This is a genomic window from Pedobacter sp. (genome assembly GCF_039594775.1).
Classification (GTDB): Bacteria; Bacteroidota; Bacteroidia; order Sphingobacteriales; family Sphingobacteriaceae; genus Pedobacter.
In genome coordinates, this window is sequence record NZ_JBCNMT010000002.1 from 288,628 (window position 1) to 312,063 (window position 23,436).

Genomic DNA, 23,436 nt, shown 5'->3' on the forward strand with positions numbered 1-23,436 from the left:
CTCAATCGATATTTAAATCGTCCAGCTTTCACATTTTTCTAGGAAAAATTCGTCCGCTTCCGCACCAATACCCGGAGCATCTGGTACATCTAGTATAAAGCCTTCGTAGCTGAGTCCACCAACTACTGGATCTACCAAGTGGCCCAATAGGCAAGTATCCAGATCAAAATAAATCACATTAGGACTGGCAAGTGCGAAATGCAAATTAGCAGTTAAGGCCAATCTGCTTTCCAGCATACTGCCTATCATACATTTTACGCCATTTTGTAGGGCAACTTCATGTATTTTTTGAGCTTCTAAAATACCGCCAGACTTTGCAAACTTGATATTTAGAAAGGTGGTAGCTTGTGCATTGATTAGCTTTCTGGCATCATGGTGGTTGTAACAACTCTCATCGGCCATGAGTTTAATAGGCGAGTTTACGTTTAACTCGGGTAAACGATCGTCGTACCAAGTGCGCATAGGTTGCTCACAAAATTCAATGTTGTATTTTTCTAGTTCGGTAAGTGCAAATAGTGCATCATCAAAGCTCCAGCCCTGATTGGCATCCAAACGTAAAGTAATTTCGTCGCCTACCGCTTTTCTAATGGCGGCTACTCTTTCAATATCTTCATGTACCTTTTTGCCTAGTTTTATCTTGATAATTCTGCAACCATTTTTTTTATGCTCAACGGCCTTTGCAGCCATATTTTCGGCCGTGTCAATACCCAAGGTCATATCCGTTTCGATACTACGTTTATGGCCACCCAAAAATTGATAAAGAGGTTGTCCTGCATTTTTTGCGGCAATATCAAACAGCGCCATATCAAATGCGCTCTTAATGGTGGGGTTATGTGCTGAATAACCCAATAGATCATCCATTCTGGCGGGAATATCTAAAGGGTCTTTATCCTTTAAAATTTGGGCAAAATCTTTGGCCATGGCTAAGCAGGTTTCTTGTGTTTCGCCAACAATCATAGGAAAGGCAGAGCATTCGCCGTTGCCATGTATGCCAGTATCTGTAAAAATTCTTACTAATACGTTTTGGGCGAAGTGCATGGTGCCGGTAGCAATCACAAAAGGTTCCATTGGAATGCTAAAGCGGTAGATTTCGGTATGGGTAATTTTCATCTGTATATAATTATTGATTGGTTTTCATTTGTGATGAAGCTATCATGATTTTTTTACTGGTTTTATATGTATTCTAGTATTCAAGAACTTGCAAACTTAGTTTATGATTATTACCTGTGGGTTTTGAAAATCATGATGGTTTCATTTTCGGTTTTTTGGGTCATTGAGCATGCAAAACATGTTCATGTAAATAGACTGATAAATTTACAGCAATTTTTTAAACAAGCCAATCAAAGCCCGTACCTTTATGCAATGCAAGAACCTAACAGTTTAATCCATGCCTCATCGCCCTATTTGTTGCAACATGCGTACAATCCGGTAGAATGGTATGAATGGAATGAGACTTCCCTTAAAAAGGCAAAAGACGAAAATAAGCTCATCATCGTGAGCGTTGGATATTCGGCATGTCATTGGTGTCACGTGATGGAGCGTGAAAGCTTCGAAAACCATGAAGTGGCGGAAGTGATGAATAAACACTTTGTGTGCATTAAGGTAGATAGGGAAGAGCGACCTGATATTGATCAGATTTATATGCTTGCCGTGCAATTGATGAATGGCAATGGCGGTTGGCCTTTAAATGCCATTTGCCTGCCGGATCAGCGACCTATTTATGGGGGTACTTATTTTCGAAAAACAGACTGGATCAACATCTTACTTAATCTTGCCAATTTGTGGCAAACAGAGCCTGCTAAGGCTATCAAATATGCAGAGCGATTAACAGAAGGTTTGCAGCAAGCAGAACTGATTGAAGGCGGAAATGAAACGCTTAGCTTTAAAGAGGAACAGCTGATTGAAATTGTGGAACCTTGGAAAAGAAATTTTGACATTTCGGAAGGTGGTTACAACAGAGCCCCTAAATTTCCATTGCCCAATAATTGGTCGTTTTTATTGCGCTACGCTTTTTTGAGAGATGAGCAATCGGTGATGATGGCGGTGATGCGGACTTTGGATGCCATGGCCTTGGGCGGTATTTACGATCAAATTGGGGGAGGCTTTGCCAGATATTCGGTAGATGGAAACTGGCATGTGCCACATTTCGAGAAAATGCTTTACGATAATGCGCAATTGGTAAGTTTATATGCTGAAGCTTATCAATGTTTGAAATATGAACCTTTTGCCGAAATCGTTAAACATACGATTGAGTGGGTGGATCGGGAAATGACTGCGGAAAATGGTTTGTTCTACTCGGCGCTGGATGCTGATAGCGAAGGTGTAGAAGGTAAGTTTTATGTGTGGAGCAAGGTGGAATTTGACCAACTGGTTGGGGAACATCATCAATTTTTGGCCGAATACTTTAATGTAACCGATATGGGGAATTGGGAAGAAGAGCACACCAATATTTTGAGAAGAAGGGTATTGGATGAAGATTTGATGGCAAAATACAGTCTAAACAAAGCCGATTTTGAAAATATCATTGCACAAGCAAAAGCTAAGTTGTTGGCTGTTAGAAATGAGAGAGTTAAGCCTGGATTGGATGATAAATGTTTGACCGCCTGGAATGCCCAAATGATCAAAGGTTTGGCCGATGCGGCACAAGCACTCAACAATGATCACTATTACGAAAAAGCTAAAAAGACTGCTGGCTTTATCTTAAACTACCTTGTTGCTGAAGACGGTGGCTTGTATCGTAATTACAAAAATGGTAAAGCGACCATTCAAGGATTCTTGGACGATTACGCATTTTTAATAGAAGCCTTAATTGCACTTTATGAGATAGATTTTAATGAAGCTTGGCTAAATGAAGCAAAAGAACTTACCGAGTATGTGTTGGCCAATTTTACCGATGACAGCAATGTGATGTTCTACTATACTTCCAACCAAGGAGAAAGCTTAATAGCCCGTAAGCATGAAGTAATGGACAATGTAATTCCTGCTTCAAACTCGGTAATGGCGCAAAACCTACAAAAATTAGGGCTATTTTTTGACGAAGAAAGTTATTTGGAAAGGGCATCGACAATGTTAAAAGCAGTATTACCTCGTATTAAATCTTATGGTTCTGCCTACTCTAATTGGTGTATACAGTTGCTTAATGAAGTGTACGGAATTAATGAGATTGCCATAGCGGGACCCGATTTCAAAACAGTTAAAGAAGGGTTTAATCTACAGTATATCCCCAATAAAATTACTTTGGCGGGAACAAAAAGTACACTGCCTTTGTTAAAACATAAGCAAAGCGAGCAAACAAAAATCTATATTTGCCGAAACAAAACTTGTCAACTGCCTGTAGGCACTATTGATGAGGCGCTTAAATACATAAAATAAAAAGATGAAGCTGTAAGGCACATCAAATCATAAAACAATTAAATAGAAAGAATGAAAATCACTTCTAACACGGTAGTTTCTCTTACTTATGAGCTACATACCACTACCCCTGAAGGTAACCAAGTTTTTGTAGAGAAAGCTACTGAAGAAAATCCACTTGTATTTTTATATGGTGTGGGTATGATGTTGCCTAAATTCGAAGAGCACTTAACGGGTTTAACCGTTGGTGATGAATATAGTTTTGAGCTTGCACCAGCTGATGGTTACGGAGAGATTGATCCAGGAGCTCATGTTGATTTACCTGTGGCCATGTTTAAAGAAGGTGGTGCCGAATTGCCAAATGTAGGTGATGTAATTCCTTTGCAGGATAACCAAGGTAATCAATTCCGTGCTGGCGTAACTGCAGTAGGCGAGGAAATTGTATCGGTAGATCTAAACCACCCAATGGCTGGTAAAAACTTGATTTTTGCTGGTAAAATTTTAACCGTAAGAGAGGCAACGGCTGATGAGCTAGCTCATGGACATGCTCACGGTGTTGATGGTCACTCAGGTCACTAATCGATAAACTCTTTTGTTGTTCTTCGGAATGACAAAAACAAAAAATCCCTAAGCATTTTGCTTAGGGATTTTTTTTATTCTTGCTGTCATTTCGAACGTAGGTGAGAAATCTCAAGTTAGACGGCTGGAAGCTAGATTTCGATCTCGAAAGTTCGGGATCGAAATGACTTCGTAATTTACTTCACTACCTTTCCGTTGATCAACGAAATAGGAGAGGCGTCCAGTGCATTTGCAGTGCTTAACTTCAAAGTACCTCGTACCTTAATGGTTTGATAGGTAAACTTAATAGGTTCTGTTAATTGTACCTCAACCATAATAGGAACGCCATTTTTACCGCAATAAAAACATTGGTTAATAGGTAGGGTCGACAGCATGAACTTGGTTTGTTTCATTCCATCTTTGATTGGAACAATATAACCTTCCAGTTCAAAAGGTTTGCCAGCTCGTTTTTTAATATCGTTATTGAAAATGGCGTACATCTCGCTATCTTCTTTAGCCATTTTAAATTCTACATCACCAATCACATCCCAGTTGGCCGATACGATTTGGTCGCTAGGATCATGTTGCGCTTTTGCGTTAATGCCAAATCCAATGAATAATAGAAATATAAAAGTTAGTTTTTTCATTTTGTTGTGTTTTCTAGTGTATTTATTGCCGTCATTTCGACCGCAGCCTAGCGAGTGGAGAAATCTTTAAATTTAATCCAAAGATTTCTCGGCTGCGTTGCACTCCGCTCGAAATGACGCGTTTAGTTTTCTGTGTGCTTATGTTTAATTCTTTGCTAAAATTTTCGATATGTTCGAACGGTAGGCCTGTATTGCAGGAATAACTGCCGCTACTATTCCAATAACTAAGCCAGCCGCCAGTAAATAAAATTCTTCTTTTATAAAAATTAGTCCGTTCATCTTTGCCTGACCGCTTTCTTGGTAATTACTGATCAATTGTAAAATGCCATGGCCTAATGCTATGCCAATTATGGTGCCAACCAAAGTCAAAATTAAGCCTTCCAGTATGATTAACGAAAAAAGTTTGCCTTTTGAGGCGCCCAAGGTACGCATAATGGCCAAATCGTAACTTCTTTCCTTTAGTGAGTTGTATAAATTCACAAAAACGCTGATGGCCGCAATGAGCATAATTAATACGGCAAACCATTGTAAAGTATCAACCCCAACACCAATTAACGAGAACAATCTGGTACTTTCTTGTGCCGGACTGGCAGCCTGCATATTGGTGGTTTGATTTACCATTTGTGGGAACATGGCCACTGCCATGGGCGAACGATACTGGATTAATAATGAGGTATACTCCCTGTCTTCATCATGGCCGTGGGCAGCTTCTGCGGAGTGGTCATGACCTTCTACATGGCTCTCTCCTTCATCGCCGTGCATTTTCCAAACACTGCCAATGGCTGTTAAAATCAAATTGTCGGTTACATTTTGCTGCGGTGCCAAAATACCCACTACTTTGTAAGCATGGTCCTTGTGTTCGTCTTTCATTTCGGTTAAACCATGGCCGCCAAAAAAAGTATCGCCCACTTTTAGGTTTTGCTCCTTGGCCACGTTAGCACCAATGGTTGCTTCCAAATCAGCTTTCCAAAACTTGCCACTTTGTGTTTTTAAGTTATAAAGGCTAATGTAATTACTATCGGTACCCACAATGCGTACCCCATTGTAATTGTCGCCCAAGGCCAAAGGAACTGCCCGTTTTACAAAAGGATTGCGCATAAGCTTTTTTGCCTCATTCATTGGAATGTTGCCCGTAGGGAAATCAATGTAGTAAATACTGCTCAAGATCAATTGCAGCGGACTACCTTTTGCGCCAACTACCAAGTCAATGTCTTTCGAATTTTTTGCTAGTTTATCTTCAATTTGGGTGGAGGCCAATAACAGCACCGTTAAAATTCCCGTACCAAAAGCAATGAGCAAGATGTTGAGTGCCGCATTTAATGGTTTCGACCAAATGTTTTTCCAGCTAATTTTAAATGGGCTCATGATAAAGTATAGGTTAGGGTAAACGCATCTTTAACTCTTTTATCGTGTGTGGCCACTACCAAGGTTGCTTGGTTCAGTGCTGATTGCTCTTTCAGCAAGGCCAATACCGCTTCGGCATTTTGGTCATCTAAGCTCGAAGTGGGCTCATCGGCAATCAGTAAGGTAGGTTTGTTAATTACCGCACGAGCGATGGTGACCCTTTGTAATTGTCCTTGGCTGAGTTCCTGTGGATAAGCATTTTTTTTGGCCAACATATTTAAGGAGTCCAATACTTCTTCTACCCGCTTCTTGTTGTTGGGTAAATTTGCAAAACTTTGGGCAAGCAATAGATTTTCGGTAATGTTTAAGCTTTTAATGAGGTGCGGCTTTTGAAATACAATGCCAATTTGCTGTCCTCTAAAGGCATCCAGCTTTTTAGAAGAAAGAGAATAAAGGTCGGTTTCGCCAATTTTTACCTTGCCATTGGAGGGCTTAAGTAAACCCGTTAATATATGTAGTAGGGTGGTTTTGCCACTTCCCGATTGGCCTAAAAGGAGCCATTGCTCACCATTGTTCACCTGCCAGTCTGCAAATCGCAGTTCCTGCCCAGAGGTGTATTGATGAGAAACAGATTGAATGGAAATCATAAGCTTTGCTGTATGTTACAAAAATAAAATAAGTGGTTAAATCATTACCTATCGGTATGTAAAGTAATTGCTACTGCAAAACAGTTGTGGCTTGCAATTTACATTTTTTAAGGCATTGATGGTTTTTTGCATAGGCCTTGCTAACTAAACCCGATGGTAGCGGGAAATACTTTTTGTTTTTTTAGAGATGGCTTAAATAAAACCTCGTAGGTTTCCGAAACCTACGAGGTTTGTGAGTGGGTATGTCCTAAAAATAAAAAGATTGAAGCGTACAGCGGGGCTTCCGGTGGATAACAGCAACCAAATTGCTTTTCAAACAAAATAAAAACTAGTTGTTTTCAACTTTTTCTTTTGTTTAGGGTTAGTTATGCAATAATATAGAGTGTTTTTGTGGTTACTTGGTGTAAACTTAACACACTATTATTTGGCTTAAAGGGTAATTATTATATATTTACAATATCTATCAACACCCTCAAGAAAGCAATTTTTTTAAAGCAAGACATGCTGTTTGAAATGATAGCAAGCGCAACGAGTAAAATAATATGGAAGAAGAATTGAACAAGGACTTTGAAATTTCAGAAATCAACGATAAAGAACAGTTGGAAGAAGAAACTGTACAACACTTAAATAACCCAGTAACCGATTTACAGCCCATCGTTAAACAGTACCTTACCTCGGTAAAAAGTGTTAAAAAGGAAGGTAACAAGTTTTATTTTTCTGATGGAGAAGCGATGGTTGAAGTACGTGTGGTGAGCGACGAGACCATTAGGGTACGTTTAGCGCCACATGGTGTTTTTTTGGCCGATTTTTCTTATGCCGTAGAACAGGTAGATAAAAAAGTAACCACATTTAGGCTGCAGGATACCCCAGATGCCTATCTGATTGAAACCAACACCATTACCTGTAAGGTAAGCAAAGCCGATTTCCTCATCTCGTTTATCGACAACATTACGGGAATTGTAACCAGTAGCGATGCATCGCCAATGCACTGGGAAGAAAACGTAGAGTTTGGTGGTTATTATGTTTTTGCTACTAAACACTGCCATCCAGAAGAGAATTTTTTTGGTTTGGGCGATAAATCGGGTAATCTGAACCTTCGTGGTCGAAAGTTTGTAAACTGGAATACGGATGCCTACTCTTATGGTTGGGACCAAGACCCTCTGTATCGTACCATTCCGTTTTACATGGGCATTAACCAAGGCGAAACCTATGGTGTCTTCTTCGATAATACCTTTAAGTCCTATTTCGATTTTGGGATGGAAGACAATGCCAAAACCAGCTTTTGGGCCGATGGTGGTGAATTACAATACTATTACATCCACGGGCCACACATGATGGACGTGGTAAAACGTTACCAATCGTTAACGGGAACCCACCAAATGCCACCGCAATGGGCTATTGGCTACCATCAATGTCGTTGGAGCTACTATCCAGAAAGTAAGGTGCGTGAAATTGTAGATGGCTTTAGGTCGCAACAAATTCCATGCGATGCCATTTATTTGGACATCGACTATATGGATGGCTATCGCTGTTTTACCTGGAACAAAAAATACTTTCCAGATCCTAAAAAAATGATCAAGGATTTGGCCAATGTGGGAATGAAAACCGTGGTCATGATTGACCCTGGTATTAAAGTAGACGATAATTATTGGGTGTTTAAAGAAGGTAAGGAAAAGAACTATTTCTGCCGTAGAAGTGATGATTACTTTATGGAAGGCCATGTGTGGCCAGGTCGTTGCCAATTCCCCGATTTTACCAATCCAGAAGTAAGAGAATGGTGGGGTGGTTTGTATAAAGAGTTGGTGGATATGGGCGTGGCTGGATTTTGGAACGATATGAACGAACCGGCGGTATTTGGTTCAGGCACTTTTCCAAATGATGTGAGACATAATTACGACGGTTACAGAGGTTCGCATCGTAAGGCGCATAACATTTATGGCATGCAAATGGTGCGTTCTACTTATGAGGGATTGAAGAAATTACAGCGCAATAAGCGCCCTTTTACCATCACTAGGGCAGGATATTCGGGTATGCAACGTTATGCTTCCGTATGGACCGGCGATAACGTGGCTACTTGGGAACACCTTAAAATTGCCAACATCCAATGCCAACGTATGTCTATCTCAGGGGTGCCGTTTTGTGGTACCGATATTGGTGGTTTTAGCGGCGAGCCTGATGGCGAATTGTTTACCCGTTGGATACAATTAGGTGTATTCTCTCCGTTTATGCGTGCCCATTCGGCGGGTGATACCCGTGAGCGAGAACCTTGGAGTTTCGGTGAACCGTACACCAGTGTGAACCGTAAATTTATTGAGCTACGCTATAAACTGATGCCATATATCTATTCGGTATTTTGGGAACATCACCGTTATGGCTTCCCAATATTACGACCTTTGGCCATGTTGGAGCAGGAAATTGTGTCGAACCATTTCCGTCAAGATGAATTTACCTTTGGCGATAAGATTTTGGTTTGTCCAGTATTGGAGCAGGGAGCTACTTCACGTCGCATTTATCTGCCAAAAGGTAAATGGTATAACTATTGGACGCTCGAGCTATTGGAAGGTGGTAGCGAGTATGTGGTAGATACCCCATTGGATACCATGCCTTTGTTTGTAAGGGCAGGAACGGTAATGCCAGAGTACCCTGTGATGCAATACGTGGGCGAAAAAAACATAGATGAAGTTTGGTTGAACGTTTATTATTCAGATTATGAAGTAAACTCGTTTATGTATGAAGACCACGGTGATACTTTTGCTTATGAGCAGGATATTTATTTGGAGAAGAAGTTTAGTGCAAAAGGAAACGATAGTAGTTTTACCATTGAGCAAACCATTGATGGGCTTTACACGCCAAATTACGAACTCTATGATTTTCGCATCATTGCCTTGCCATTTAAGGTAGGTAAGGTTTGGGTTGATGATAGGGAAGTAACCGATTTTGTAGTCAATGAACGTGGAATATTGAGGTTCAAATCAAATAAAAACTTCTCGAAAATCAAGATCATTAAAGGATAATTTAAGGTTGAAACCTATGAGGGTTTAAAAACCTCATAGGTTTTGCTTCATAAAAATTTAATTCATTTGAGATGTATCAAAAGCTGAAAATTCTGTATTTGCATCATTTCAAATTGGTATTTGTATTAAACTTTTGTCTAAGTTTATTTTTCATCCATTTATTTTATTTAAAAGGTTTTGATAAGGTCAATTTATACAATCTTGCCATCGCTTTTAAATTGCTGGGCTATGCTACTACTGTAGGGATAGAGAAACTTTTCTTCGGCAATCGGATTTTCTATTATTATAATCTGAATATGAGCTACAGAAAGGTTTTAGGCTTTTTCTTCTTACTGGATGCTTGCTTATTTACCTCATTGTTGATTTTTTGTTGGCTATGGCAGAACTTTTTGTAGATAGTGTAGCCCATAGTTTTGGAGCTCACGGCGTATTAAATAACGTATACATCAAGTGTAGTGTAGGAGAAATAGTCGGGGTTCTTGGTCGTAATGGATGCGGTAAATCAACTTTATTGAAGATTATTTTTGGGAGCATTAAGGCTCGTTACAAGTTCATTAGAATTGATGGTGAGTTTGTACAAAAAGGTTACTTGACACGTAAAATTGCTTACCTGCCACAAGGTCATTTTTTACCACAGCATCTTAGTCTGGAGCTTTTGGTGGAGCTATATATAAACAAATATCGGAAGCAATTGCTCGCCATCGATTTATTTAAAGAAAACTTGAAAACAAGAATAGGTGATTTATCGGGAGGGAATAGAAGATTAGTAGAAGCATTGCTGATGATTTACAGTGATGCTAAATATATTTTATTGGACGAACCTTTCTCCCAATTAGCTCCTTTAATTTGTGAACAGCTTAAACACCACATTCGGCAACTTTTGCCAGAAAAAGGTTTCATCATAACCGATCATGATTACCAACAGATATTGGAGGTATCATCTAGGATAGTACTTATTCATAACGGATGTAATTATGACATCGGTCATACAGATGACTTGATTTTACATGGTTATTTACCTGCCCATTTCATTTAATCTCACCTTAAATCGATAGCTTTATCATATGCCAAAGAAACAGACCAATCCAAAAACAGAAAGCAAAGCAGTTCAGCCCGCAGAAAATGCTTTCGAAAAGTATCAATCTCCAGTTTGGCAGCACAGCCTTTTAACCGATTTTGATATATCGTTATTTCTTTTGGGCAAGCATTTTAAGCTTTATGAAAAAATGGGTGCGCACGTTTGCACTGTTAATGGCGTTAACGGGGTGTATTTTGCTGTTTGGGCACCAAACGCACAAAAGGTTTGTGTAATGGCCAACTTTAACGGTTGGAATCGCGAAAGTCATTTGCTTTTTAACCGTTGGGACCAATCGGGCATTTGGGAGGGATTTATTCCCCACTTAAAAAAGGGCGAAGTCTATAAGTATTTTGTGAAAGGATTTGATGGCGTTGAAGTAGAAAAAAGCGATCCCTATGCTTTACATGCTGAGCATCCACCACATAAAGCTTCTATTGTTTGGGATACTGATTATGCTTGGAAAGATAAGGCTTGGATGAACAAACGAGAAAAGAAAAATGCGTTAGATCAGCCCATTTCTGTTTACGAAGTACATTTGGGATCGTGGCAACGCGATCCCGCAGACCCAGAAAGAGTATTGAGTTATGGAGAGATTGCTGCGGCGCTGGTGCCTTATGTACTGCAAATGGGATTTACCCATGTGGAGTTTTTGCCCGTTATGGAATATCCCTACTACCCCTCATGGGGCTATCAGGTAACGGGTTATTATGCGGCAAGTTCCCGACATGGATCGCCGCAAGATTTAATGTTCCTGATCGAAGAACTGCATAAAAATAATATTGCCGTTATTTTGGATTGGGTGCCTTCGCATTTTCCTGGCGACAGTAACGGCCTATACCATTTTGATGGCACGCATTTGTACGAACATGCCGACATGCGCAAGGGCTTTCATCCAGATTGGAAATCGTACATCTTTAATTACGATAAAAATGAAGTTCGATCGTTTCTGATCAGCAATGCTATGTTCTGGTTAGATAAGTATCATTTAGATGGCTTAAGAGTAGATGCCGTAGCATCCATGTTATATTTTGATTTTAGTAGGCAAGAAGGGGAATATGGCACTAACGAATACGGTGGTACGGAGAACTTAGGAGCGGTAAGGTTTCTTAAGGATATGAACGAAGCCGTTTACGGGAACTTTAAAGGAGTACAAACCATTGCCGAAGAAAGCAGTACCTACGATGGGGTGACCCGTCCTGTATATGCAGGAGGTTTAGGGTTTGGTATGAAATGGATGATGGGCTGGATGAACGATACCTTGAAGTATTTCAAACTGGATCCACTGAGCAGAAAACATCATCACCATCAGCTGACATTTAGCCTAACCTATGCATTTACCGAGAATTTTATGTTGCCACTTTCGCATGACGAAGTGGTGCACGGTAAATCGCCGATGATCTATAAAATGCCGGGTGATGAATGGCAGAAGTTTGCCAATTTAAGAGCCCTGTATGCTTATATGTTTACGCATCCCGGCACAAAGCTATTGTTTATGGGTGACGAATTTGCCCAAACTTCCGAATGGAACTGCTTTGAATCGTTAAATTGGGATTTGATGAAACATGCCCCGCATCAAGGAATGCAAAGCTTGGTGAAGAAATTAAATGAACTGTACCGTTCAGAACCAGCATTACATCATTTCAATTTTTCGTACGAAGGTTTTGAATGGCAGGAGGCCGATGATGTGAACCAATCGATTTATGTTTACCAACGAAAATCAAACAAAGCAAAAGACACTTTAGTAATTGCCATTAACCTTACGCCAGTTTTTAGGGAGAACTACCGCATGGGTATTCCGGTAAAAGGAAAGTGGAAGGAAATCTTCAATTCAGATGCTGAAGAGTTTTATGGTAGCGGAAAATTAAATACCGAAATAAAAACGACGGAAAATATTGCCCATCAACATCAAAAGCAATCGATAATCGTAAACCTGCCGCCCATGGCAGTAACTATTTTTAAAAGAACAGTTAGATAATTATAAATTGAAATACCCCGGTCTTCGACCACCCTTTGTGAGAGGTAAATGGGGATAGTAAAATTCCCCTCTTCCAGAGGGGGCAACGGGTGGGTTGTTTAGAGGTTAATACAGTTTTTAACTGCCAAAAATCAAATTAATAGTGAAACGCAATCTAAAGTTTTATAAAACAGCCCATGACGAATGGTTTGTAGATATGCCCGAATGGGGAGGTAGCTTGGAAGACCTACAAATGATTCAGGGTGCAGATGATTGGCTTAATTTATTGAACCATGGTAAAAAGGAAGTTCAGCTAAAACTTGCAAATGAACCTTTCCAGCATGCTTCTTTTTTAACCCTGATTCGCTTGGGAGAAGAAAATCTGGGTGGCGGTGCCAACTACTTTCTAGAAACGTACCAGAATGAAAAAGTTGATCTAAAAATATGGTTGTGTGATGTGGTAGGATTTATTTTTGGCGATTATCCTCAGCGGATTTATTTTGAAGTTATTTAAGTACAGAGGCATTTCTTTTACTAAGCCGAAATGCAATGACCCATAAAATTACAGCTAAAAGTCCGCCAATAGTCCACCACATCCACGGACTGAAAAAAGGTTTGTCTAGTTCAAATGTTTGGTTTTTCCCCATATAAACTAAGCTGTCCCAATAGTAGGGGAGTAACAATGCGCCAGAGGTTTGAGAATCTTTGATCCATGCTAATTTAGCCTCCCTAAGTGCTTCGGCACTGGTATTACCTTTCAGTAGCGACTGATAAAAATGATTGGTGATATAAGCTACCGCATGATCATTAACATTCCATAACCCCGCAATGGTAGCAGAAGTGCCAATGGCATTAAAACCACGCGAAAGACTGATAATACCTTCCCCATCAGCTAAAACACCATCAGCAGTGCGGCAGGCACTTAATACCACTAATGAAGGAGCCTGCTTTTTCGCCGAAAGTTCGAACAAGTACATTTTTTCTCGTTCAAAATCAAGTGTGGGCTCTTGGTTGGGCCCGGAAAGATAGGCATGCGTACCAATATGCAAGATATTGCGTTGCTCAAATTGCTGCTCGAAACTCTTGGCATTTACCTTTTCGTTATACAAAAACACACCACTTACATGTCTCTTGATTTCATTGGCCTCTTGCTCAACAGCTAGCAGCGGTGCATTTTTTCCTATGGTATGGGTAATGAATAGCCCGGCAAAACCCTGATTGTTGTTTTTGGGTTTTTCCAACTGAAGGGTTTTTAAAGAAAAAGCATAGCTGGTAAGGTGTTCTTTAATGAAAAAAGGCCAAGCAGATAGGTTTTCTACATATTGCTTCTGGGTAATCAGTCCATCAAAAGAGAGGTAGCCTAAAATACCGTCGGGAATAATGGTGATGTTATCTTGAGATTTTATCGATAAAGGAGCAAGTATCAATTGGTAAACTAGGTTGGAGGCCTCGTAAAATGATTGCGGATCATTCGCCATTTTTGTTGGGCCATGGTGGAAATAAGTTTCTACAAAAGACCTGGTTTGTTCTTTAATCAATGAAGGGTTCCCCAACTTTGTAATACTTTCAATTTTTTGTTGATTGATGTTGATGGCATATATATTTTCATCTCCAAAAAAATACTCTATAAAACGATGTTTGGGTAGGTTGGCTAAATTAATTTCGTTGGTGAAATTGGAATGGTCTTGCTTATATTTTTTAGCAATTTGTTTGTTGATCAAGGCCAGCTGAAATTTAAGGCCCGCAATAGTCTGCTGTAACTTGTTTGTTTTTTGCTCTATTTCCTGTTTTTCGTGATAAACGATGGCCCGTTCCAAAGTTTGTTTTTTGATCAGTAAACTATCTGCTTTTACATCTTTGGCAACGGCATTTCGGTTACGTTCCATCTGGTCCAATAAGGTCCGGGCTTTACTCTGTTCAGCAAGTAGAAGAATTTGGTGTAGGTACTTCTGGTTTCTGCTCTTTTCAAACAACAAATAGTTAATGGCAATGCCCTGCTCGACAATTTGTTTTAGCCCCTTCTGTAGCCGCTCTTTGGTAATGTCTGCCCCAAATTCATTTCTAATTTTATCAGCGGCCAATAAGCTCAAATTAATGTTAGAAAGCGCTTGCTCTGGTTGTCCCAGCATCAACTGAGCCTTTGCCATTTGCATAAAAGCATCCACCACTTTGTAATCGCCAAATATCTTTTTTTCTACAATGACATTGCCCTGCATAATGCCCAGTGTACTTAACGACTGATGGCTATAGGCAATAGCTTCCTTAGGTTGTGTGGTAGCTAAAAAAGTTTTGGCCAGTTGGGTAAAAAGATTTGCCTTTTCACGCAGTCGGCCATAGGGATAGTATTGCTTAATAAGCGCTAAAGCCTTCAGGTAAAATGCTCTGCCTTTGGCGTACTGTTTAAGCTCTAGCTGCACATTTCCCGCCGTGGTATAGGTGCCCATTAACCAATAGGAACTTTCGTGGTCAGTAGCGTTTTGTACTTTGATATTTTGCTGAATGACTGATGCCGCTTTGGCATAATTACCCTCATCATATAAAACATCAGCCAGCACATTGTTGAGCATAACGCGTGTTTTAGCATCAGGTTTTAAATCAAAACCACTTTGAATAGCTCGGTGCGCATCGGTCAAACGAGACATAGAACGATAGGAAATAGCCATGTTGCAATAAATATTAGCCATTTTACTGGGGTCTTCGCTATAGGTCCGTTGAAAATCAATGCTCTGCTTTTGAAGGTATAAGGCACGCTCATAATCACCAAGTCGGGTGTAGTTATTGCTGAGTGGCTTTAAGGTATACTCTACAATATCGTAACTTAATATTTGGTGCTTTTGAAAAAAGCCAAGTGCATTTTCGTAAGTGTTAATGGAGCCTAAAATATTTCCATCGAGCAGTTCATAGTAACCAAGGGTGCTCAGTAAGTTAAGCCAAGCAAATTGCTCATCGGGAGTTTTGGGGCTTCGCCAACGTTCCTTTTGTGCCTTTTGTAAATTGGCAACGGCCTTGCTTGAGTTAGCATTAGCCCCGTCAAGTTGTTCGTAGATCCAATTGCTGAGGTCGTTTTGATTTTTAAAGCCGTTAAGCTTCGAATTCAAATCATCACTTTGCGCAGAAAGCATACTTGTTTGCAATAGCAAGTACACTAGGCACAAATGTTTAATGAATTGACGCATCTAGCTAAAATAGCAAAATGCTCCTAAAAAGCGTTATTTCAATTTTTTCTGACGTATTACTTTTTTTAACCACATAGAAACATATTCCTAGTGAGTTAAACTATGTGCCTATGTGGTTCATATTTTAGAAATCTCATCTATTTTCTATCGTTGAATAAGTATCGTCATCTCGGCTTTATGGATATGCTATAGCAAATACTCCTAAAAAAGCCTCATTTTAATTTAACCACATAGAAACATAGTCTTAGTGAGTTAAACTATGTGCCTATGTGGTTCATATTTTAGAAATCTCATCTATTTCTATCGTTGAATAAGTATCGTCATCTCGACTTTATGGAGAGATCTTTGGATATGCTATAGCAAATACTCCTAAAAAGCATTATTTCAATTTAACCACATAGAAACATAGGCCTAGTAGGTTAACTATGTGTCTAAGTGGTTCATATTAAGAAATCTTTTTTAACTAAAACTTCCAGCTCACATAAGTACTCATCCTGTTGTTGTTGGTTTTCGGATCAAAAATGTATCTAAGGCCCAAAGCAGGGCCAACCCTTACGAGTCCCAGTTGGATATCAGCAAAAAAAGAAACCCTTAAATCAGAGAAGTTCTCACTTACTCGGCCCATATCACGGTTATGATCAAGCTCAATGGCTACACCTTGTGCATTTTGGGTTCTTAAACGGTAACGTAACTCGTCCGAAGTTCTGTGATAAAGATCAAGGGCAACCAAAGCACCAGCGCCGGCACCGAGATATTTATTGATGTTGTATCTCATTTGTAAGGGCACGGCATTAATGGTGCTTACCTTAGTGGTTTGATAATGTTTTTTATCCAAAATTTGATAGGCAATACCATTTATTACGGTATCTTTTCTAATCTCGGTAGCAATAGGAACCTGATAGGTACTTTCCTTAAAGCTGTTGAAATAGAGTTCAACTTGCCAATAGTAACGATGAGAAGCATAGGGCGAGAGACTAGCGCCCAGTACGAAATTTTTACCATTCAGATAATTGGTGTTATCGGTTTCAAAAGGAAAGCCATAACCTACAATAACGCCAGGAGAAAGTCCCATTTTAAAACGACCAACAGCTCGGTTGGTGTAAATAGGCTCATTCTTGTCAAACACAATAGCAGCACCACTTTTAATAGGCAGTTTGGGTGGTTTCTCTTTAAACCTGATTTTATACTCTACAAAACCCTGGGTCGAATCCGCATCCTTTACACCCTTTTGCTGCATGCCCGGCAAATAAATGTTGGTGAATACAAAATGCACACTATCAGCACTAAAAAAGGTTTTCAAACAACTCTGATTAGCATATGCCGAATCGCAGCTAGCAACCTCAGGTTTGGTTTTCACCACTTTCAGCGTAGCAGGATCAAACACTTCGGAGATATTTACACCAACGTCAATCTTTTTCGCTGGCCCCTTTCCAGTGTTCTGAAAACGAACCTTGTAGGTCAACTCTCTATTTTTGCCCGTAAAGCGGTAATTCATCCGACTCTTGCGTAACACCATTTTATTAGGGTCATGAGAGGCTACAATTTGAAGTTCCATGGTGAAAAACTCAGTTTCCACCAAGGGATTATCTGGGATAAATGCACCCGATATGCGTACCACCGCATTGGTGTCCTTGAGCATTTCGGGAGTAGTTTTAAAATGCAGAAACACAAAACGCTCTTCATTTTGTTGCAGATTTTCAAACTTCCAGCTCTGCTGATTTTTAAAAGCCTTGACCTGATCTTTTAACAACACCTTTTCGGCGGGCGATAAATTGAAATGCTTTTCAGTAGAAGCATAATAAACAGGCTCCTGATTTTTACCTTTTAAAAATGCAGTATTCAGCAAAGACTTTAAGTCCGATTTTTTCTCATTGTGGTAAGTCCTTGACTCCGCCAAATCAAAATTATTTTGGTTAAACTCTACATCATTATATAAAATGGCCAACGTACCATTAAGATTATTTTGGCCGTTTTCAAGTTTATTTCGGTAGCCCAGTACCAACATCATATCATCTCCCGGCTTAGGCATGCAATTGGTCTTCATCTCAATATTTCCGCCCATTTTAAAAAGGTTATACCCATCATTAGCCGCAAGCATAGGCTTGGCAACAGCAGGTTTGGGACCAGGAGGCCTGATAATTGGTTTCGGTCGGGTAGGGGGGCGTTTGCCATCATCGTAATTGTTGGTGGCAAACAAGCGCACCATGATCGAATCATAGCGGGTAAAAACATGAGATGGACTTTCTTCAAAACTAAAATTGCCATCGCCAAACTCCCAAAAATAGGTGTAAAATGGTGCTGGTGCACCGGCAATGGCACGTAAGGGTCTTAACTCGCTGCTAAATTTTGTAATACCGTTTTCGGTTTTGTAATGGATAATAGCAGGCACGGTATCTGGAGGTAATACTTGTGCATTTATTGCAGTACAATAAAAATAGAGCAGTAAAAACGTCAATAATTTCTTCATGGTTAACTAAATATAGGGAATAATTTTGATGGATGGATAGCTTGATGATTGAAGATTTATTGTTGCGGTAAAATGCAATTGCCTCGCTACCAGCAATGATGTTGGTAAGCCATCACTGCTGATCTGCGAAGCGGTTTCAAAGTCAATTTATTTGGGTAAAAAACTTTTAATAGTTGTTCAGCGCATTAATCGCCTGTTGTATTGCGGCCTCTGTAGTTTCCGTTAAGGATAAGCTAATATTCTGGTTGGCGGTAATCGTAGTCGTTAGGTCAGCATAGTAATATTTGCCGTTTTTAATAGAGAAAGAGATGTATTTCCCTTCCACACCTATAGGCATCATATTCGTATAACTTTTTACGCCATTAGCCCCATCGGGAGTATATAGCTGCGCCACCACGTTGCTCCCTTTAGCACAGAAGAAAACAAAAGTTTCACCAGTGTAGCCCATAAAAGTGGCAAAGCTACCGGGATTATTGGCAATGGTTACCCTAGTGGTAGTTTTTGGATTAGTATAGGCGTAGAAAACATCACAATTGATCCAGCCTAGATTGCCCATTTGGAAATTATAGAAGCCTGCCACCGGAAGACTCTCGCGTACCCCACCACCAGCACCATTAGGATTTTGAGGTGGTGCTTGCCAAGCCATTTGATTAGCATTGTCTACTTTCTCAACACCCTCCCAAATTTGTGTAGCACGGGTGTTATTGGTAGCTATGGCAATATCAATATTGGCGTTCAAAGCTTTGTCTACATTCGTACCGTTCACCGAAGCATTAAGGTAAATAAAACCGTCCGATTCCAATGGCGCACCACTAATATGATTGGTATTGGTGCCACTAAAAACAATGTCGCTACGTTTTAAAAACTCAGCTGCCGTAATAACTACACTACCAGTTACTGTAGTGCCATTTAATTTAAAGGCATTAGCCGGAATGGTAATTTTTGTACCGCTCCTTAAAACTAACGTGTTGGAAATATTGGTGTTAATTTGCATGCGCTGTGCTTGAGGGCCAAAAATAGCGGTAAACTCAGCTGTACTATAAGCGGCATTTCGTTGGGACTTATCTTTTTTGCATGCTTGGAATAATGCTGTAACCAATAAAGCCAAAGCAATGATGGAAAGCGTATGCTTTAAGTTTAAAGTTTTCATGATTTTTAAATTTAGTGTTGCCTACTCTGTTTTGGCTTTTCAGCAATCGCCGTTTGGTAGTATATCAAGCGTTACTGATAAATGTTACCCATGTATTTTAAAAATGATTGTAGTAGAGGTTGAATTTGCGGCCGCCAATTAAATGAGCTCGAAGTTTTAACTTTCCCCTAATAAATTCTATTTTAGGATAAATCAATGATCAATGACCAAAAAAGTACATGAGGACCAACGTTATGTAACTGCGCTACTGAACAACGAGGTAGCTTTGGTTAACGAAATTTATAAGAAATGTGCAGGTAAAGTAAAGTCATTTATATTATTTAATAATGGCAATGCAGATGATGCTGCTGATATTTTTCAGGAAGCGCTGGTAGATATTTATAATCAGGCTAAGTATAAAAATTTGCAATTGACCTGTCCATTTGAGCCATTTTTACTCTTGGTGTGCAAACGTAAGTGGCTAAATGAATTGAAAAAAAAGTCGATAAGCCCGGTAACAAAAAACGAGGATGATTTATTACATATTGGCGAAGATACATTTGAACAGGCCGAAGCCTTGGCATTACAAAAGGAACAGGCAAATTTATTCTTAAAGGCCTTTGAACAACTCGGCGAACGCTGCAAAGAAATTATCAGATGGAGCATGAAAGGCGAAGCACAGGAAAAAGTAGCGGAAACTTTAGGAGTGACGTACGGTTATTTAAGAAAAAAGAAATCGGAGTGTATGGCAAGCTTGGTTAAATTAATCGATAGAAAAAATGACTGAGGACAAAATTTTATGGACAGCCCAATATGTGGAAGGTGATTTGAGCGAAGAAGAACGCTTAGAATTTGAAAACCTTTTGGTGCACGATGAGGAACTGAAACAATACCTTGCCGATTATTATGATATCCATAGCAGTCTGCAAATGGAACTGGCAGACGATGCAGGTAGGGCAGCTTTGGTAGACACCCTAAAGGTGCTAAATGTGGAGCATTTTGAAGCAGCCCAACCAAAAGTAGTGAAACTGAGCGAGCGTTTGAAGTGGATTTCGGCCGTGGCCGCCGTACTGGTATTGGGCATGTTGGTGTGGGCACCTTGGAAAGGCGATTTATACCAGCAATTTAATGCCATACCGCAAATGAGCGTTGCAGAACGAGGAGCTGAAAAAACCGATTTAGATGAAGCCGCTGCTTTGTTCAACAATAAAAAATATACTGAGGCCAAAGAGCTTTTGGCTAAATTAAATACTGCAGAACCTAAAAACGCTATGCTTGCCTATTATTATGGGCTGAGCTTAATGGAAAGCAGTGAACCGCAAAAAGGAAGATTGCTGTTGGAGGATTTGTTTAAAGGCCAATCGGTTTACAAATATGAAGCAGCCTACGCAGTAGCAATGAGCTATCTTAAAGAAGATAAAAAAATAGAAGCAAAACAATGGTTACAGAAAATACCTAGCACTGCATCACCATATGCCAAAGCACAAGAGCTATTAGAGAAATTATAGCTTTGTAAACCTTTACATTCGCTTAGCTTCTTAACGTGGATTTATTTTTATTTCTATTAATCATTTCTTAATCTTATTTTGGCATAAATGACCAAAGTCAGATTATTTTGACTATAAAAATTTAAGTTTGTCCAATTAACCAAAAATGGCTACCTAAATGACTATTCGCTCCAAGCAGCCCGTAAAAACTAATTGGTTTATTTTAAATCCTAAACTTACCGCGGCGCTTTTTTTTATTTTGCTTATTGCTATCATTTCACTGATAGCCCATCAACGTTATCTTATAGTAAAGGAAAATCGCGAGAAGGAAATCAGCGTGATGCTGGAAAGTGTCGAACTCCGTTTGGAGCAATTATTAAAAAGTAGCCAAAACATCACCCTAACCTTAGCGCTTACCATTAATCAAAATGGCGATCCAGGCAACTTTGAAGAAATTGCTTCCGAAATTATTAAGGGCAATCCTTATATACAAGCAGTGCAGTTGGTGCCCAAGGGTGTTATTAAATATACTTATCCTTTAAAAGGTAACGAGCAGGCTTTAAACCTCGATTTGTTTAAGGTCAACAAGCAAAATGCCATGGCTGCTCGAAAAGCTATCGAACTCCGTAAGATGTACTACCAAGGGCCAATTAATTTGGTGCAGGGCGGAAAAGGAGTGGTTGGGCGGTTGCCGATATATATTGGCAAGAAGTTTTGGGGCTTTTCGGCAATAGTAATCAAGCTTGATGAACTGCTTAAAGCTGCGGGCATTGATAACAGTCACGAGTTTTACAAGTTCCAATTTTCTAAAATTAACCCAATTACCAACGAAGAAGAGTTCTTTTTACCCGGAAATAAAAGCTTTAATAACAATACTTTTAAAGCCAAAATTTTCGAAGAGGGGGATTGGAAGATTTACCTCACGGATATTAGAGCGGTTTATGCAGACTATCAGTTAGGTTCCTTGGTGATATTTGGTATTCTGCTGTCTATTTTATCCAGCTATCTTTTACTTCGATTATTGAATAAACAAGGACAGTTGTACGGCACGCTCGATGAACAAAACGACCTATTGACTGCTGCGGAAAGCAAATACAAAACCATCTTTGACAACGCAGCTATTGGTATTGGTAGGGTAAATTCCATCACCGGGGAATTTTTAGAGGCAAATGCTTTCCTGTGCGATTTAATAGGCTATTCCAGCAAGGAACTTACCCATAAAAAAATAAAAACATTAATTCATGGAGATGATTTAGCCGCTGATGCCAGAGATTTTAAGCGGTTGTTAAAAAACGAGATTCGTGAATTTTCATCTGTTCGTAGGTACGTTAACAAAAATAATGAAGTGATTTGGGCCAATGCCATTGTAAGTCCATTATGGGACGAAGGAGAGAAGCCTAGCAACCATATCATTATTGTGGATGATATTACCAAGCAGGTAGCTTACGAAGAACAAATCATTGCTTCGCAAAAACATATCGAAGAACTCATCAACTCCATAGAAGGGATTGTTTGGGAAGCCTCTATCAAAGATAACTTTGCCAATACTTTTGTAAGCAGCAAGGTATACGATATATTGGGCTACACCCAAGAAGAATGGGCTGCAGAATTGGGATTCTTTCTTAAAAAGATATATCATGAAGATATTGGAAGGGTAAGAGAATATCTCGATCATGAGCTGTGGTTAAGAAAACATCATGAATATGAATATAGAATAGAGGCTAAAGATGGCTCGATTATATGGATAAGGGATAGTTTTACCATTGAGCCTAGCTTAGAAAATCCAGAAAAATTAAGGGGCATTATGATGGACATTACTGCTATTAAAGAAGCAGAGGAAACTCTTCATCAATCATACGAACTGGTCAATGAACAAAATAAGCGGCTACTTAATTTCTCTTATATCGTATCACATAACCTACGCTCACACGCCAGCAATATTGACGGTATCAGTGCGCTGATCAGTAATGCGGAAACTGAAGAGGAACGTAAGGAGATGATCAACCTTTTGCGTAAGGTAGTGGTGAATCTAAATGATACGCTATACAATCTCAATAACATTGTGAACATACACACCACAATTAATATGGTTAAAGAACCACTTAACTTATTGGAGTATGTGAGCAATGCCATTCAAACCCAAGAAGCTCAAATTGTAAGCAAGCAAGCAGAGATTGTTAACGAAGTGCCCCAAGATGTTTATGTTTATTTTAACAGAGCTTATCTCGAAAGTGTACTGCTTAATCTTATTTCAAATGCCTTGCGCTATAGTCATGCACTGCGTAAGCCCGTGATAAAAATTACCTGTATACCTAATGGAAGTGGTTATGTGTTAAGTATTAGCGATAATGGAGTAGGGATTGATTTGGCTAAAAATGGGGAAAAACTTTTTGGACTGAACCAAACTTTTCATGGAAATAGTGATGCCCGTGGCTTTGGGCTTTTCATTACCAAAAATCAGATAGAAGCTATGGGGGATAAAATAGAAGTAGAGAGCACGCTGGGAGTGGGCACTACCTTTAAGATTCTATTTATATAAAGCTAATTTCTGGTTCCGAACAATTGCCGAAACCAGAAATTAATC

At 39.6% G+C, this 23,436-nt stretch carries 16 protein-coding genes; 9 read left to right on the top strand and 7 right to left on the bottom strand.

Annotated features, from left to right (window positions below):
- Window positions 1-12: 12 nt before the first annotated feature.
- Entirely contained in the window at window positions 13-1,110 is a 1,098-nt protein-coding gene (locus tag ABDV71_RS07420) for a dipeptide epimerase (RefSeq protein ID WP_343531813.1), read from the bottom strand.
- Window positions 1,111-1,362: 252 nt separating this feature from the next.
- Between ABDV71_RS07420 and ABDV71_RS07425 the strand changes: the two genes are divergently transcribed.
- Both ABDV71_RS07425 and ABDV71_RS07430 read left to right on the top strand, forming a co-directional pair.
- A complete protein-coding gene (locus tag ABDV71_RS07425; RefSeq protein WP_343531814.1) occupies window positions 1,363-3,372 on the top strand; it encodes a thioredoxin domain-containing protein in 2,010 nt (669 codons plus the stop codon).
- 51 nt (window positions 3,373-3,423) lie between these two features.
- Entirely contained in the window at window positions 3,424-3,930 is a 507-nt protein-coding gene (locus ABDV71_RS07430; RefSeq protein ID WP_343531815.1) for a peptidylprolyl isomerase, read from the top strand.
- A gap of 176 nt (window positions 3,931-4,106) precedes the next feature.
- Here ABDV71_RS07430 and ABDV71_RS07435 read toward each other — a convergent pair whose 3' ends face one another.
- The 3 genes from ABDV71_RS07435 to ABDV71_RS07445 form a co-directional block, all read right to left on the bottom strand.
- Window positions 4,107-4,556, bottom strand: a complete 450-nt coding sequence (locus ABDV71_RS07435; protein ID WP_343531816.1) for a hypothetical protein — start codon at window positions 4,554-4,556, stop codon at window positions 4,107-4,109.
- 144 nt (window positions 4,557-4,700) lie between these two features.
- Entirely contained in the window at window positions 4,701-5,921 is a 1,221-nt protein-coding gene (locus ABDV71_RS07440) for an FtsX-like permease family protein (protein ID WP_343531817.1), read from the bottom strand.
- Window positions 5,918-6,547: an ABC transporter ATP-binding protein gene (locus ABDV71_RS07445; protein ID WP_343531818.1), complete on the bottom strand. Its 630-nt coding sequence runs from the start codon at window positions 6,545-6,547 to the stop codon at window positions 5,918-5,920. The genes ABDV71_RS07440 and ABDV71_RS07445 overlap by 4 nt, the downstream gene beginning before the upstream one ends.
- Window positions 6,548-7,089: 542 nt before the next feature.
- Between ABDV71_RS07445 and ABDV71_RS07450 the strand changes: the two genes are divergently transcribed.
- From ABDV71_RS07450 to ABDV71_RS07465, 4 genes are all read left to right on the top strand, one after another.
- Window positions 7,090-9,561 (top strand): glycoside hydrolase family 31 protein, encoded by a 2,472-nt coding sequence (locus ABDV71_RS07450; RefSeq protein WP_343531819.1) that lies wholly within the window; start codon window positions 7,090-7,092, stop codon window positions 9,559-9,561.
- Between the two features lie 376 nt (window positions 9,562-9,937).
- Window positions 9,938-10,597 (top strand): ATP-binding cassette domain-containing protein, encoded by a 660-nt coding sequence (locus ABDV71_RS07455; protein WP_343531820.1) that lies wholly within the window; start codon window positions 9,938-9,940, stop codon window positions 10,595-10,597.
- Between the two features lie 28 nt (window positions 10,598-10,625).
- On the top strand, window positions 10,626-12,614 hold the full coding sequence (glgB, locus tag ABDV71_RS07460; protein WP_343531821.1) for a 1,4-alpha-glucan branching protein GlgB: 1,989 nt from the start codon (window positions 10,626-10,628) through the stop codon (window positions 12,612-12,614).
- Between the two features lie 142 nt (window positions 12,615-12,756).
- Window positions 12,757-13,107: a DUF6717 family protein gene (locus ABDV71_RS07465; RefSeq protein ID WP_343531822.1), complete on the top strand. Its 351-nt coding sequence runs from the start codon at window positions 12,757-12,759 to the stop codon at window positions 13,105-13,107.
- Here the strand turns inward: ABDV71_RS07465 and ABDV71_RS07470 are convergent.
- The 3 genes from ABDV71_RS07470 to ABDV71_RS07480 all read right to left on the bottom strand — a co-directional run bounded on the left by ABDV71_RS07470 (window position 13,100) and on the right by ABDV71_RS07480 (window position 19,386).
- Entirely contained in the window at window positions 13,100-15,739 is a 2,640-nt protein-coding gene (locus ABDV71_RS07470) for a CHAT domain-containing tetratricopeptide repeat protein (protein ID WP_343531823.1), read from the bottom strand. The genes ABDV71_RS07465 and ABDV71_RS07470 overlap by 8 nt on opposite strands.
- Before the next feature lie 493 nt (window positions 15,740-16,232).
- On the bottom strand, window positions 16,233-18,236 hold the full coding sequence (locus ABDV71_RS07475; RefSeq protein ID WP_343531824.1) for a hypothetical protein: 2,004 nt from the start codon (window positions 18,234-18,236) through the stop codon (window positions 16,233-16,235).
- Window positions 18,237-18,402: 166 nt separating this feature from the next.
- On the bottom strand, window positions 18,403-19,386 hold the full coding sequence (locus ABDV71_RS07480; RefSeq protein WP_343531825.1) for a hypothetical protein: 984 nt from the start codon (window positions 19,384-19,386) through the stop codon (window positions 18,403-18,405).
- A gap of 202 nt (window positions 19,387-19,588) precedes the next feature.
- On the opposite strand from ABDV71_RS07480, the gene ABDV71_RS07485 reads away from it, so the two are divergent.
- The 3 genes from ABDV71_RS07485 to ABDV71_RS07495 all read left to right on the top strand — a co-directional run bounded on the left by ABDV71_RS07485 (window position 19,589) and on the right by ABDV71_RS07495 (window position 23,391).
- The gene (locus tag ABDV71_RS07485; RefSeq protein ID WP_343531826.1) at window positions 19,589-20,152 is read left to right on the top strand and encodes a sigma-70 family RNA polymerase sigma factor; all 564 of its coding nucleotides are present in this window, start codon (window positions 19,589-19,591) and stop codon (window positions 20,150-20,152) included.
- A complete protein-coding gene (locus tag ABDV71_RS07490) occupies window positions 20,145-20,873 on the top strand; it encodes a hypothetical protein (protein ID WP_343531827.1) in 729 nt (242 codons plus the stop codon). The genes ABDV71_RS07485 and ABDV71_RS07490 overlap by 8 nt, the downstream gene beginning before the upstream one ends.
- Window positions 20,874-21,030: 157 nt before the next feature.
- Window positions 21,031-23,391, top strand: coding sequence for a PAS domain S-box protein (locus tag ABDV71_RS07495; RefSeq protein ID WP_343531828.1), 2,361 nt, complete (start codon window positions 21,031-21,033; stop codon window positions 23,389-23,391).
- Window positions 23,392-23,436 lie beyond the last annotated feature (45 nt).